Raw genomic sequence first — 13621 nt, forward strand, 5'->3', positions numbered from 1 at the left:
ATTATTCAAGGCCTTCTTTTAACACACAAAGAAGGTGAGCAAGACCCTGCTCACCGCTACTTCTGTGGTTCTTCCTTATAATCGCATTCCACGCATTGGACTTGTATGCCTTTTTTGAGTTTTTTCTCGACAAGCATTTTTCCGCATTTCGGGCATTTCCGTTCAATTGGTTTGTCCCAGGAAACGAATTCACAGTCCGGATAACGGTCACAGCCGTAAAAAACCCGTTTCTTTTTCGATTTTCGCTCCACAATATTTCCTTCACCGCAGCTCGGACACTTTACGCCGATTTGTTTCACAATCGGTTTTGTGTTCCGGCAGTCCGGGAAGTTGGAGCACGCTAAGAATTTACCGTACCGACCCATTTTATATACCATTGGAGAACTGCACAATTCACAATCTTCTCCTGCATATTCCGGTTCGATTTCAACTTCCTTCATTTCCGCTTCTGCTTTTTTAACCCGTTTTTCAAAATCGGTATAGAAGTTATCAATAATCTTAACCCATTCGGTATTGCCTTCTTCAACATGATCAAGGTCTTTTTCCATTTTCGCTGTAAACTCAACGTTAATAATTTCAGGGAAAAATTCCATAATCAAGTCAAGGACGATCTGTCCCAGTTCAGTCGGAACAAAGCGTTTATTATCCAAACCCACGTAGCCGCGCCGCTGAATGGTATCAAGCGTCGGAGCATATGTGGAAGGACGGCCGATACCGAGTTCTTCAAGGGTTTTAACGAGTCGTGCCTCAGTATAGCGCGGAGGCGGCTGGGTAAAATGCTGCTCCGGTTCTATATCTTTTGATAATACCGTGTCGCCTTCTTGTAAGTCAGGCAGCATCCGGTCTTTTTCTTCCATTTGGTCGTCTTTTCCTTCAACATACACCTTCATAAACCCGGAAAACTTGACTTTACTTCCATTTGCACGAAATGTCAAACCATTGTTTGTCAGGTCAACACTCATTGTATCGAGAACAGCAGGTGCCATTTGGCTGGCAACAAAGCGCTCCCAAATTAATTTATACAATCTCATTTGATCTCTACCAAGTACTGCTTTTAATTCACTTGGTTTTCTGAGAACTGATGTCGGGCGGATTGCTTCGTGAGCGTCCTGAGCATTTTCATTCTTTTTCGCAGGCTTTCGTTTGCCGCCTAAGAACTCTTTGCCGTATGCCTGATCAATAAATGCAGCTGCTTCATCAACAGCCGTATTTGAAATACGGGTTGAATCCGTTCTCATATACGTGATCAGACCGACAGTTCCTTCTCTTCCAAGATCGATTCCTTCATATAATTGCTGTGCAATCATCATCGTTTTCTTCGCTCTGAAATTGAGCTTACGCGCAGCTTCCTGCTGCAGGGTGGAAGTTGTAAAAGGCAAGGCCGGATTACGTTTGCGTTCCTTTTTCGTTACTTTTTCAACTGTATATTTATTGCCTTTGAGCTGAGAAAGAATGTCTTTTACGTCGGCTTCACTTTTTAAAGGAAGTTTTTTGCCGTTTTTTCCGAAAAAGCTCGCTTCGAACGTTTCCTGTCCTTTCAAGAACGTACCGTCAATTGTCCAATATTCCTCTGGCTTAAAGTCGTTAATCTCTTTTTCACGGTCAATAATCAAGCGGAGGGCAACGGATTGTACGCGGCCTGCGCTAAGGCCTTTTTTGACTTTTTTCCATAGGATTGGACTGATTTTATATCCGACAAGCCTGTCTAAAATACGTCTCGCCTGCTGTGCATCCACTAAATCCATATTGATCATGCGAGGATGCTTAAACGATTCCTTAATGGCGTCTTTTGTAATTTCGTTAAACACCACACGGCAGTCTGAATTGAGATCTAAATCAAGGCTGTGTGCCAAGTGCCATGCAATCGCTTCCCCTTCTCTGTCGGGGTCGGCTGCGAGATACACTTTTTTGGCTTTTTTTGCAGCCGTTTTCAGCTCTTTTAATACCGGCCCTTTACCTCGAATGGTAATGTATTTCGGCTCAAAATTCTGTTCTATGTCAACTCCCATTTGACTTTTTGGAAGATCCCGGACATGTCCCATTGATGCTTTTACTTTATATTTTTTACCTAAGTAACGTTCAATCGTTTTCGCCTTAGCGGGCGATTCCACGATGACTAGATAATCAGACATTTTCATCCCCCTCAAGAGGTGTTCTCTCTCTTCAAGTATTTCAATTTTGTTTTTGCAGCTGTCTTTATTTGGCTTTCAACATTTCATTCTTTATGATGAACGTCATTATTTAAATAGAAAACAATATGCAACTTTAAATCCTCACTATTATTAAATATTACAATGCCGTTTGTCAAACGATAATTCAAAAGGGTTCCGTATATTGAACGTTTCTCTCAGGAAGCTCCTCGAAAATATCCTCTGCTGACCATATGGCTTTAGCCCCCTGCTGGATTAGTTTTATAGGACCTCCGGCGTAAGGATCAAATAATGAACCGGGTACGGCAAAAACTTCTCTCCCTTGTTCCATTGCTTGATCTGCAGTAATCAGCGAACCGCTTTTTTCTTTGCCCTGCACGACAATAATGCCTTCACTTAATCCGCTGATGATACGGTTTCTCATAGGGAAATGCCATTTTTGGGGTTTGGTTGCTGGTGGATGCTCTGACAGAAGGATATGGTGTTTAGCCATGTGATCTGCTAACTGAAGGTTTTCCCGGGGATAAATGTGCTGAAATCCGCCTGCAATGACGCCGATTGTCCGCCCCTTCGCCTTAATACTTGCAGCATGGGACATTCCGTCTATCCCAGACGCCAGTCCGCTGACAATCACCCAATCTTTACGGCAAAGCTCTTTTGTAAGATGATTGACAACTTGTATACCATACGCTGTTGGATTTCTTGTACCTACAATTCCAATTTTCCTCCCTTTAGAAAGAAGGGTCATATCACCCTTTGCAAACAGGACAGCGGGGGGATCATAAATGGTTTTCAGCCAGAAAGGATATTGCTTTGAAGAAATCGGGATGATGTTAATGCCTTGCTCATGGTAAGCAGCAAGTACACGCTGAAGTTTTGGGTAATGTTCTTCTATTTTGTTTTTTAATGCAGCTGCCTTTACTTTACCGCGAGTAACAGTTTCGAACACGGGTGATGTCAGCGACATAGACGGATCAGCTTTCCACCATTTTAATAGAAGGGATGGGGATAATAATTGATTGATTCTGCAAATCATTAAACAGGCAGCGGCCTGGTCCAATATATTGACCTCCTTTTGACAGAAAAAGCAGGAACAGCCTTGACGGCTGTCCCTTCTTTATTAATGCGTTTTGCAAGTTTCGAACAAGTTCTTCTCTTTCAGCACCTTTATTAAGGTTTCACCCATTACAGAAGGTGTCTCTGCAACTTCGATTCCGCATGCATTAAGGGTTTTGATTTTTTCATCAGCTGTGCCTTTTCCGCCGGAAATAATGGCGCCTGCATGCCCCATGCGCTTCCCTGGTGGTGCTGTTTTCCCGCCGATAAAGCCGACTACCGGTTTTGTCATGTTGGCTTTTACCCACTCTGCCGCTTCCTCTTCGGCAGTACCGCCGATTTCGCCAATCATGATGACGGCGTGTGTATCAGGATCTTCGTTAAACGCTTTTAAAACGTCAATAAAGTTTGTTCCATTTACAGGGTCGCCGCCGATTCCAACAGCTGTAGATTGTCCTACACCCGCTTCTGACAGCTGGTGCACCGCTTCGTATGTTAAAGTTCCTGAACGCGATACAACGCCTACATGACCCTTTTTATGGATATATCCAGGCATAATGCCGATTTTACATTCTTCAGGCGTGATGACACCAGGGCAGTTCGGCCCTATCAGTCTCGTTTTCTTGCCTTCCATGAAGCGTTTGACCTTCACCATATCCAAAACCGGAATATGCTCAGTGATGCAAATCACGAGATCAAGCTCCGCATCTACCGCTTCCATAATCGCATCAGCTGCAAACGGTGCCGGCACATATATAACAGACGCGTTAGCTCCGGTCGTTTGGACTGCTTCAGCCACTGTATTAAATACAGGAACACCTTCCGCTTCAGTTCCGCCTTTTCCAGGTGTTACACCGCCTACGATATTTGTGCCGTATTCGAGCATCTGCTTCGTATGAAATAAAGCGGTAGAACCTGTAATCCCTTGCACAATAACTCTTGTATCTTTATTAATAAAAACACTCATTATCTGGTCCCCTGCCTTTCATTCTTTCCTAAACTAAGGATACGATTTTCTGCGCGCCGTCAGCCATTGATTCCGCAGATGTAATATTTAATCCTGATTCACTAAGGATTTTCTTCCCTAGATCCACGTTTGTGCCTTCAAGACGGACGACAAGCGGCAATGTCAAACCGACTTGTCTTGTCGCTTCAACAACCCCTTCTGCGATGACATCACATTTCATAATGCCGCCGAAAATGTTGACAAAAATCCCTTTAACGTTTTGATCAGAAAGAATGATTTTAAATGCTTCCGTGACTTTTTCTGCGGTTGCACCGCCGCCCACATCAAGGAAGTTGGCCGGTTCTCCTCCATAATGCTTGATAATATCCATTGTGGACATTGCAAGTCCCGCGCCGTTTACCATACAGCCGATATTTCCATCAAGGGAAATGTAGCTTAAATCATATTTGGATGCTTCGATTTCTTTCGGATCTTCTTCATCCAAATCTCTGTACTCCATAATGTCCTTTTGTCTGTACAACGCGTTGCTGTCGAAGTTCAATTTCGCATCAAGCGCCATCACATTTCCATCGCCGGTTACAACGAGCGGATTGATTTCGGCGATTGAGCAGTCTTTCTCAACAAACGCTTTATATAGTCCAAGCATAAACTTAGCAGCTTTTCCCACGAGCTCCTTTGGAATATTAATAGCGAATGCGATTTCTCTAGCTTGATAGCCTTGAAGGCCGACAGCCGGATCAATGACAGCTTTTTTGATTTTTTCCGGTGTTTTCTCCGCAACTTCTTCAATTTCCGTTCCGCCTTCTTCAGAAGCCATCAGAACGATTCTAGAAGTAGCGCGGTCAAGAACGAGCCCCACGTAGTATTCTTTTTTAATATCGCAGCCTTCTTCAATAAGTAAGCGTTTTATTACTTGGCCATCCGGACCCGTCTGATGTGTAACTAGGGTCTTCCCTAAGAGTTCTTCGGCATACGCTTTCACTTCGTCTAATGATTTTGCTATTTTTACCCCACCAGCTTTGCCTCGACCGCCAGCATGAATTTGAGCCTTTACGACATAAACCGAGCTGGATAAACTCTTTGCTTTCTCAACTGCTTCTTCTGCTGTAAAAGCCACTTTACCTTCAGGAACAGATACCCCATATTTTCTGAGGACTTCTTTTCCCTGGTACTCATGGATATTCATTTCCCATCCTCCTAACTTATGTAACAAAACTAAAATAGACTGCGCTTTCATTCTATAATAATACTGGAAGAATTGTCTAGAGTTCGATGCAAAATCTTAAAATCCTTCTAAACATTCAAACTTTTATTTTATTAAAAACATAAATTTCAAACAGAGGATGGGGAATATTTTAGCTATTTTTTGTTTTTTACGCTTTCGTCCAATCGGTAAATGAACGAAAAAATCTCAGCTACCGTTTCATAAAGAGCTTCCGGAATTTGATCATCTACAGTCAAATGGCGCATTAATTCGACAAGGGTCCGATCTTCTTGAATCGGGACCCCTGCCTTTTTTGCTTCTTTGATAATGTTGTCAGCTACATGGCCCTTACCTGTCGCAATCACTTTCGGCGCCTTGTCTTTTTGTTCATCATAATGGAGAGCCACAGCTTTTCTGATCGACGTCTGCTCTTTCATATTTTCACATCCACTTCCTGATCACTGATGCTTGTTATGTATTGATCGATTGCAGTCTTTTCTTCGGGGTGAATCCTTTTTTTAGCGTTTACCCCTGAAAGGCTGTACCCCATTTCCTTGAGGCCCTGTTTAAGCGCGGGCACCATCGGATCGATCGCAGCCTGAAGCTCGAAATCAGTCTCAATTGTAATGGTCATGACTTTTTGCTGTATCAAGCAGTCAACGACGGTTTCTTTTAACGTATCCAGCTGCAGTAAAAACAAAAGGCGGCAATGGGAAGGATCAAGCTTTCCATCCGCTTCTTTCTTACCTTTAAACAAAACAGTCATGTCCTGAGCCCCTAACTTCGAAAACAGCGGAAATGACATCACAATTTGGCTGTATGAGGGGTGATCCTGCTGCATGAAAAGCTGGCCGTTTAATTTATGAAAAAGCTGATCAGCTTCCTGTTTGACAGGCTCGGCTACCTCATGCGATGCTCTTGCGGCATGAAGAGCCAGCTTGATGGATTGTATATCGTCAGGTGTGACTGAGCTTCCTTGTTCAAATGCTTTAATAAATGCTAGCTCGTCCCTTGCGCCGATTGCCATTTTCACTTTGGATAAAAAAGAAAGGACATCTGCCTTATCCGCCAAACTAGGTGCTGTCTGCTGGGCAGCCTTTAAAAAAACTTCGGCTTCCTGATCTGTTACTCGCGCCTCCTGTAAAACAGCTGAAGCTGCAGGTGACTTACCATCACCCGATAAAGCAGCCGCTTTAATCCAATTTGCTGCTTCTTTCACAATTTGAATACTGTTTTTTTCAGCAGATTCCGTCAGCTTTGTCAGCAGCTGGCGGGCTTCTTTGATTGGAATGTCTGCTGCGTTTTTAATAGGCTCTTCTTGTATGCTTCTCTGTTCCGCTGTGTGGTTTACAGGCGGCAAATTGGCCTTTACGGGGGAGCCGGCTGGTGTGCTAAGCTCCCTGTTTCCAGCTGTATTGCCTGAAGAAGGTGCTTTTGTATTGTCCGTTAAAGAAATAAGCTTTTCGATCAGACGTTCTGCATGGATTTCGATTTCACTATTAAAAAGTGCCGTAACTGCTTCTTTCAGTTTTGCCATCATCTGGCTCTGCTGAGGGCTTTGGCTGATTGCCTGAAGCAGCTGGGATACGTGCTGATGCAGCGGAACAGGTGATTTTATAGCATGAACACCACTCAACACCTCGGGGTGAATGGGAAGATCACGTTTTAAGGCGAACAGAACCGTTTCAATCGCTTTTTTTGTGTCTTGCGCAGGCAGCGTATCCATCCAGCGGACAGCCGTTTTGATATCATTTTCTGTTACAGGTGTTTTGCTCTTCAGCATTGCTCCTGTCATCATGAGAGCAGTGTTTGACGGTTTCACTGATATGGCATTTAAAAGCTTGCCAGCTGCATCCTGAATGGTTTTTGGATTTTGGTCAAAGCTTTGAACGACCTGAAGACGGCCTGTCTGTTCTGTCGTTTTTTTTTCGTAGGAAAACCAATAGTACGCCTGAGGACGAAGCTGGGTTTCAAGTTTTCCCTGGACGGTTTGATTGCCGACTTGGATCAGTGCATGCTGGTCTCCTAATAAACGAAGCACTTTTCCTAAAAGGAGACGCTTCTCCCCGTTTAACGCTTCGCTGGCATTTGATGTTTCCTGCGGGACTGCTGTATTTCCCAAAAGGTGCTGCAGCGCCTTTTGCACATCATTTCGTATATTCATTTAAAAAAGGTGCCTCCTTGTCCATTGTTTTATCTGAAAGATTGAACAGGAGCGAAAGTTTTGCGGTGCAATTCAGTTGGGCCGTATGCGGCAAGAGCTTCAAGATGCTCTTTTGTCCCATAGCCTTTATTTTTTTCAAAGCCGTACATGGGATATGTTTCGGCATAGGCGCTCATCATCCGGTCTCTTGTGACTTTCGCGATACACGCACCTGCCGCAATAGACACACTTTTGGCATCACCTTTTATAATTGACGACTGAGCCGTGTCGAGCGGCAGCGTCATTGCGTCAACAAGCAAATAATCAGGTGTATCTGACAAATCGTGTATCGCTTTCACCATTGCCATCTTTGAAGCTTCATATATATTGATTTCATCAATGACAGAGGCTTCTACAATCCCTATTCCGACCGCCAATGCTTCTTTCATAATAAGCTCGTAATATTCCTCACGCTTTTTTTCTGAAAGCTTTTTGGAGTCTGTCAGCCCAAGCATTTCACATTCCTCTGGAAGGATAACTGCGCTGGCGACCACAGGTCCTGCCAATGGCCCTCGGCCGACCTCGTCAACACCTGCAATCAAGCGAAATCCTTTGTTTCTTGCCAGCCTTTCATAGGAAGTCATATTCACCCATTGTTCTTTCAGCGCTTTTTCTTTCGCCTGCTTTTTAAGCCATTGCTCTACAAGCGTTTGAACGCTTTTTCTCGGGTCGTTTTCGCATTGGGCAAGAAATGGGTCTTGTTCATCCTTCACTTGCTGCAAACGGTCTTTAATGTCCTTTACGGTTAATGTATTCACTTTCTCTTCTCCCTTACTGTATGTATCGGTTCGGTCAGGAAAAAATAAAGACCCGCATTTCTGCGCGCCTTTACATAGTCGGCTGTTCAAATGACAGCCTGCCGAACTTTTCAGTGCGGATATCACGAATGATGACTTCAGTCGTTTTATCGTAGTTAATGAGCCCTCCGCTCATGAGACAGCCGCGCTTTTCACCAATTGCATCAAACAGCTCCGCAATGTCCTCTGGGATCTCATCAAGGCCGTAACGCTCTTTAAGCCGTTCAGGATAGTGTTCTTCGAGAAAACGAAGACCAAACACGGCCACATCCTGCAGGTTGATAATCGAGTCTTTAATAGCCCCGGTGACTGCGAGTCTCAAGCCGACAAGCTCGTCCTCAAATTTAGGCCATAAAATCCCCGGTGTATCTAAGAGCTCTAATTCTTTTCCGACTTTGACCCACTGCTGAGATGTCGTAATACCAGGTCTGTCTCCCGTTTTCGCTATGTTTTTCTTTGCCAGCCGGTTGATGAGCGTTGATTTTCCGACGTTTGGAATGCCGATAATCAAAGCGCGAATTGCTCTCGGCTTCACACCTTTCGCCCTCATCCGGTCAAATTTTTCTTGGAGGATCTCTTTCGATGCCGGCACAATTTGATTTAAGCCTTGTCCGTTCACAGAGTTAATGGACAGAGAGCGGATACCCTCTTTCTCAAAGTGCTCTTTCCATTGCTGTGTTACTGCCGCATCTGCTTTGTCAGCCTTGTTTAACAGCATAATTCGCGGCTTATTTTTTAGAATGTCTTCAATCATTGGATTTCTTGATGACATAGGAATTCTGGCATCTACCAATTCATATACAATATCGATTAATTTTAGTTTTTCGGTTACTTCCCTTCTTGCTTTTGCCATATGGCCCGGGAACCATTGAATTGTCATGTGACACGAACACCGCCTTTATCTCTTCAGTATGTAAGATTCTTTGTTGTCCTTTATGTATTTTACGATGCCTGTCCGGCATTTTCAAATTCTGTATAAAAAAAGAGCTTGTTACAGGTAACAAGCTCTTTTCGTTCGTTATCATTATCGTCTGATCTCTTTAATACGAGCCGCTTTTCCGCGAAGTTCACGCAGGTAGTAAAGCTTAGCACGGCGTACTTTACCGTAACGTACAACTTCGATTTTCGCGATTTTTGGTGTGTGTACAGGGAAAGTACGTTCAACGCCAACACCGTAAGAAATCTTACGAACTGTGAACGTTTCGCTGATTCCACCACCACGACGCTTAATCACAACACCTTCAAAGATCTGGATACGCTCACGGTTACCCTCAACAACTTTAACGTGTACACGTAAAGTGTCACCAGGACGGAACGCAGGAAGATCAGTACGAAGCTGTTCTTTTGTGATATCTTCAATTAGTTTTTGCATCGTTTTCAACTCCTTCCAACAGATGCTCTTGGCCACAAAACCCGGCACAGCGGAACATCGTTTTCAAGCTTATAGCGGATAAGCCCGCTTAAGCCACAAGTAGTATCTTATCACAATTTCATAGCCTATGCAATAAAATCTATTCTTTTTCCCATTCAGAAATCCATTTTCTTTGCTGTTCTGTAAGCGGATAGTCTTTCAAAAGATCCGGACGTCTTACATAGGTCCTTCTGATTGATTCTTTATTCCGCCATTCTTTGATTTTTGCATGGTTTCCTGATAGAAGTGTTTCAGGCACTTTTAAACCTTTATAATCTGCCGGTCTTGTATAATGCGGGTGCTCTAAGAGGCCGGTGCTGAATGAATCCTCAATATGGGAAGCTTCTTTGCCCAGCACACCCGGAAGCAGTCTGACGACACTGTCTGCAATCATCATTGCAGGAAGCTCGCCGCCTGTCAGAACAAAATCGCCAATGGATATTTCATCCGTCACCAGATGCTCTCGAATGCGTTCATCATATCCTTCATAATGGCCGCAAATGAACAGCAAATGCTCTTCCTTTGCTAATTGTTCGGCTTTTTTTTGGGTGAAACGCTCACCTTGCGGGCATACGAGGATGATACGCGGAGCAGCGGCTGCCTTTGATGTCAGATCCTCGACCGCGTCAAAAACAGGCTGAGGCTTGAGAACCATGCCTGCGCCGCCGCCATAAGGATAATCATCAACAGTATTGTGCTTGTTATCAGAATACTCCCGGAAATTCACAACCTGAAACTGCACCGCATCTTTTTCCTGGGCTTTTTGAAGAATCGATGAACCGAGCACACCTTCAAACATTTCGGGAAACAGTGTCAAAAAGTCGATTTTCATTCGTCTATTAACCCTTCCATGAGTTCAATCTCAATTTTCTTTTCACTGACATCGATATGCTTGACCACTGATTCAATGTAAGGAATCAGCGCGTCTTTTTTCCCTTTTCGCGCGACGACCCATACATCATTAGCTCCAGGCGTCAAAATTTCTTTGATCTTTCCGATTAGTTCGCCGTCTTCTGTAAATACTTCGCACCCAATAATTTCGTGGAAATAAAACTCTCCCTCATTCAGCTCTCCTAAATCCTCTTCAGGAACTTTAATGATTGCGTTTTTCAGTTCCTCTACTTCATTCAGGCTTTGTCTTTCTTTAAACTGCAGCAGATGAAATTGCTTATGCAGTCTGTGCGTGTTTACCGTTACTTCCACGGGTTCGTTACGTCCGTCCATAAACAAATACAGCGTGTTGCCCGGCTTGTACCGTTCTTCGGCAAAATCTGTTTTCGAAATCACCCGAACTTCGCCTTTGATTCCGTGGGTATTTACGATTTTGCCTACATTAAACCATCGCGTTGTCATATGATCACCTCTGGCGAATTTCAATTACTTTTCCGTCTTTTATGACGATGGTGTTTGCTGCTGTTTTCTCCTGCCAGTCATCCCCGGCTTCAATTGTCAGCAGCGCATCGACTTCCTTTTCTTTCATCTCACTGCCGAGCGGCAATGTATGTACTTGACCGATTTGAAAATCGATTATTTTTATGTTATCTTTTCGCTTTTCTATTGCCTTTTTAAATTGTTCAATCATATCTGGGTTTTGCTGTTCTTTCTCATGTTTTCTAAGCTGAAAATAGAGCTGGCTGCATTCTCGTTCAAGCATTTGTTTCTTTTCGGCAAAAGAAGCTAAAAGCTTTTCTTTGCTGCGCTCGGTTAAGACTTGCATAACGGCTACACGGTGAATAATTTGCATCGCACCAAGCTCCCCGCTTTTAAAACTTTTTTTGGCTCAGGCTTTTCTATTTTGCCTAAGCTTCTATCAGTTTACCCTTTTTTTGCGTGTAAAAAAAGGGGAGGTGCCGGCCCTCTCCCTTTTAGTCAAATATCTCAAATTGAACTTTCTTAGAAGACTGTGCGCCAGCTGCAAATACAGCTGTTCGAATCGCTTTTGCAGTCCGGCCTTGCTTTCCGATAACTTTACCGGTATCTGACTTATGGACAGATAAGCGCAGCGCAATCTTTTGATCGGTTTCTTCTCTTATGACGCGAATGTCATCTGGATGATCAACAAGCGGCGTCACAATTTTGACAATCAAATCTTCCAAGTGTTGATCAGTCATTACTTGCCTTGTTTAGCGTTGTGGAATTTTTCCATGATTCCTTGGCTAGAGAACAAGTTGCGAACTGTATCAGATGGTTTCGCTCCAGTTTGAAGCCATTTAAGAGCAAGCTCTTCGTCGATTTTTACTTCCGCTGGTTTTGCAACCGGGTTGTAAGTTCCGACTGTTTCGATGAAACGGCCGTCACGCGGTGAACGAGAATCTGCTACAACAATACGATAGAAAGGAGATTTTTTTGCTCCCATACGTTTTAAACGAATTTTTACTGCCATTTTACTAGCACCTCCGAAAATATTTCAACAAGATAGTATATTAACAATGATAAAAGTGTTTGTAAAGTGTTTTTTCTTAACAACGGTTTTATCATGTATAACCGATTACATAAAAGGTAGCTTAAACCCTTTTTTCTTACCTTTTGACATGTTTGTCATCTGCTTCATCATTTTTTTCATTTCGTCAAACTGCTTAAGCAGACGGTTGACTTCCTGCACGGATGTCCCGCTTCCTTTCGCAATCCGCTTCCGCCGGCTGGCATTGATGATATCCGGCTGTTCTTTTTCAAGAACAGTCATGGATTTAATGATCGCTTCCACATGATTCAGCTGTTTTTCATCAACTTGGATGTTTTTCAGGCCTTTCATTTTGCCTGCACCCGGCATCATTTGCAGAAGCTCATCAAGCGGCCCCATGTTTCTGACCTGCCCGAGCTGCTCCAGAAAATCGTCCAATGTGAAGCTCATCGTCCTCATTTTTTGTTCGAGCTCTTTGGCCTTATCTTCATCGACGCTGGCCTGTGCTTTTTCAATCAATGTCAGCACGTCGCCCATGCCAAGAATCCTTGATGCCATGCGTTCAGGATGGAACGCTTCTAATGCGTCAAGCTTTTCGCCTAAACCAGCGAACTTAATCGGCGTGTTTGTGACCGCGCGAATAGAAAGCGCAGCACCGCCGCGTGTGTCTCCATCAAGCTTAGTTAACACAACACCCGTTAAACCGAGCTGTTCATTAAAGCTTTTGGCAACATTCACAGCGTCCTGACCGGTCATTGAATCGACAACCAGGAAGATTTCTTCTGGATTCGCGATTTCTTTCACGTTGGTCAGTTCATCCATCAGTTCATGGTCGATATGCAAGCGGCCTGCGGTATCCAAAATGACATAGTCATAATGTTCTTCCTTGGCTTTTTCAATAGCCTGTTTAGCTATTTCTACAGGACTGACCTGATCACCAAGAGAGAAAACAGGCATGTCAAGCTGTTTGCCGAGCGTTTCCAGCTGCTTAATTGCGGCTGGGCGGTAAATATCGGCAGCAACCAGCATCGGTTTGCGATTATGCTTTTTGCGCAGCAGATTCGCAAGCTTACCGCTTGTTGTCGTTTTACCGGCACCTTGGAGACCGACCATCATAATAACAGTCGGCGGTCTTTTTGCAACGGCGATTTTGCTCTCTTCGCCGCCCATCAGCTCAGTCAGTTCCTCTTTAACAACTTTAATGACCTGCTGGCCGGGCGTCAGACTTTTCATGACGTCTTGGCCTACAGCGCGTTCACTTACTTTTTTGACAAAATCCTTGACTACTTTAAAGTTAACGTCAGCCTCAAGCAGCGCAAGACGAACCTCACGCATCATATCTTTTACATCTTGTTCGCTGACTTTCCCTTTTCCGCGGATTTTAGAAATCGTCTGCTGCAGTCGGTCGGCTAATCCTTCAAATGCCATAGTT

Annotated in this window: 15 protein-coding genes; all 15 read right to left on the reverse strand. The window is 43.9% G+C overall.

From position 1 onward, the window contains the following. Window positions 1-56: 56 nt before the first annotated feature. Entirely contained in the window at window positions 57-2132 is a 2076-nt protein-coding gene (gene topA, locus KHQ79_RS10185) for a type I DNA topoisomerase (RefSeq protein ID WP_225515051.1), read from the reverse strand. 184 nt (window positions 2133-2316) lie between these two features. Continuing rightward, window positions 2317-3210, reverse strand: a complete 894-nt coding sequence (gene dprA, locus KHQ79_RS10190; RefSeq protein WP_225515053.1) for a DNA-processing protein DprA — start codon at window positions 3208-3210, stop codon at window positions 2317-2319. A gap of 60 nt (window positions 3211-3270) precedes the next feature. Then, window positions 3271-4173: a succinate--CoA ligase subunit alpha gene (sucD, locus tag KHQ79_RS10195; protein WP_003238566.1), complete on the reverse strand. Its 903-nt coding sequence runs from the start codon at window positions 4171-4173 to the stop codon at window positions 3271-3273. 28 nt (window positions 4174-4201) lie between these two features. Next, window positions 4202-5359, reverse strand: coding sequence for an ADP-forming succinate--CoA ligase subunit beta (gene sucC / locus KHQ79_RS10200; protein WP_003238568.1), 1158 nt, complete (start codon window positions 5357-5359; stop codon window positions 4202-4204). A gap of 173 nt (window positions 5360-5532) precedes the next feature. Next, window positions 5533-5814: a FlhB-like flagellar biosynthesis protein gene (locus KHQ79_RS10205; protein ID WP_225515055.1), complete on the reverse strand. Its 282-nt coding sequence runs from the start codon at window positions 5812-5814 to the stop codon at window positions 5533-5535. Beyond that, window positions 5811-7541, reverse strand: a complete 1731-nt coding sequence (locus KHQ79_RS10210) for a hypothetical protein (protein ID WP_225515057.1) — start codon at window positions 7539-7541, stop codon at window positions 5811-5813. Before KHQ79_RS10210 ends, KHQ79_RS10205 begins: the two co-directional genes overlap by 4 nt. A 29-nt stretch (window positions 7542-7570) precedes the next feature. Further along, entirely contained in the window at window positions 7571-8338 is a 768-nt protein-coding gene (gene rnhB / locus KHQ79_RS10215; RefSeq protein WP_060398619.1) for a ribonuclease HII, read from the reverse strand. A gap of 70 nt (window positions 8339-8408) precedes the next feature. Continuing rightward, a complete protein-coding gene (gene ylqF / locus KHQ79_RS10220) occupies window positions 8409-9257 on the reverse strand; it encodes a ribosome biogenesis GTPase YlqF (RefSeq protein ID WP_019258385.1) in 849 nt (282 codons plus the stop codon). A 144-nt stretch (window positions 9258-9401) separates the two neighbouring features. Next, a complete protein-coding gene (gene rplS, locus KHQ79_RS10225) occupies window positions 9402-9749 on the reverse strand; it encodes a 50S ribosomal protein L19 (protein WP_003220825.1) in 348 nt (115 codons plus the stop codon). Between the two features lie 139 nt (window positions 9750-9888). Continuing rightward, window positions 9889-10620: a tRNA (guanosine(37)-N1)-methyltransferase TrmD gene (trmD, locus tag KHQ79_RS10230; protein ID WP_003238578.1), complete on the reverse strand. Its 732-nt coding sequence runs from the start codon at window positions 10618-10620 to the stop codon at window positions 9889-9891. After that, complete coding sequence (gene rimM / locus KHQ79_RS10235; protein WP_060398618.1) at window positions 10617-11141, reverse strand: ribosome maturation factor RimM; 525 nt, start codon at window positions 11139-11141, stop codon at window positions 10617-10619. Before rimM ends, trmD begins: the two co-directional genes overlap by 4 nt. 4 nt (window positions 11142-11145) lie before the next feature. Further along, the gene (locus KHQ79_RS10240; RefSeq protein ID WP_003238581.1) at window positions 11146-11532 is read right to left on the reverse strand and encodes a YlqD family protein; all 387 of its coding nucleotides are present in this window, start codon (window positions 11530-11532) and stop codon (window positions 11146-11148) included. Between the two features lie 121 nt (window positions 11533-11653). Then, window positions 11654-11899 (reverse strand): KH domain-containing protein, encoded by a 246-nt coding sequence (locus KHQ79_RS10245; protein WP_003238584.1) that lies wholly within the window; start codon window positions 11897-11899, stop codon window positions 11654-11656. Further along, window positions 11899-12171: a 30S ribosomal protein S16 gene (gene rpsP / locus KHQ79_RS10250; protein ID WP_003220815.1), complete on the reverse strand. Its 273-nt coding sequence runs from the start codon at window positions 12169-12171 to the stop codon at window positions 11899-11901. Before rpsP ends, KHQ79_RS10245 begins: the two co-directional genes overlap by 1 nt. Before the next feature lie 105 nt (window positions 12172-12276). Beyond that, window positions 12277-13617 carry a signal recognition particle protein gene (gene ffh / locus KHQ79_RS10255; protein ID WP_019258383.1) on the reverse strand — a complete coding sequence of 447 codons (1341 nt, stop codon included), beginning with the start codon at window positions 13615-13617 and terminating at the stop codon, window positions 12277-12279. Window positions 13618-13621: the final 4 nt, after the last annotated feature.

The organism is Bacillus sp. TSO22 (assembly GCF_020223595.1).
GTDB classification, from domain to species: domain Bacteria; phylum Bacillota; class Bacilli; order Bacillales; family Bacillaceae; genus Bacillus; species Bacillus inaquosorum.

What these genes read in the sequence shown, in the direction of transcription:
- sucD (WP_003238566.1), bottom strand. Translation starts at nt 4,173, where the DNA reads ATGAGTGTTTTTATTAATAAAGATACAAGAGTTATTGTGCAAGGGATT.
- KHQ79_RS10210 (WP_225515057.1), bottom strand. Translation starts at nt 7,541, where the DNA reads ATGAATATACGAAATGATGTGCAAAAGGCGCTGCAGCACCTTTTGGGA.
- rplS (WP_003220825.1), bottom strand. Translation starts at nt 9,749, where the DNA reads ATGCAAAAACTAATTGAAGATATCACAAAAGAACAGCTTCGTACTGAT.
- ffh (WP_019258383.1), bottom strand. Translation starts at nt 13,617, where the DNA reads ATGGCATTTGAAGGATTAGCCGACCGACTGCAGCAGACGATTTCTAAA.
- sucC (WP_003238568.1), bottom strand. Translation starts at nt 5,359, where the DNA reads ATGAATATCCATGAGTACCAGGGAAAAGAAGTCCTCAGAAAATATGGG.
- trmD (WP_003238578.1), bottom strand. Translation starts at nt 10,620, where the DNA reads ATGAAAATCGACTTTTTGACACTGTTTCCCGAAATGTTTGAAGGTGTG.
- KHQ79_RS10245 (WP_003238584.1), bottom strand. Translation starts at nt 11,899, where the DNA reads ATGACTGATCAACACTTGGAAGATTTGATTGTCAAAATTGTGACGCCG.
- ylqF (WP_019258385.1), bottom strand. Translation starts at nt 9,257, where the DNA reads ATGACAATTCAATGGTTCCCGGGCCATATGGCAAAAGCAAGAAGGGAA.
- rimM (WP_060398618.1), bottom strand. Translation starts at nt 11,141, where the DNA reads ATGACAACGCGATGGTTTAATGTAGGCAAAATCGTAAATACCCACGGA.
- KHQ79_RS10205 (WP_225515055.1), bottom strand. Translation starts at nt 5,814, where the DNA reads ATGAAAGAGCAGACGTCGATCAGAAAAGCTGTGGCTCTCCATTATGAT.
- topA (WP_225515051.1), bottom strand. Translation starts at nt 2,132, where the DNA reads ATGTCTGATTATCTAGTCATCGTGGAATCGCCCGCTAAGGCGAAAACG.
- KHQ79_RS10240 (WP_003238581.1), bottom strand. Translation starts at nt 11,532, where the DNA reads ATGCAAATTATTCACCGTGTAGCCGTTATGCAAGTCTTAACCGAGCGC.
- rpsP (WP_003220815.1), bottom strand. Translation starts at nt 12,171, where the DNA reads ATGGCAGTAAAAATTCGTTTAAAACGTATGGGAGCAAAAAAATCTCCT.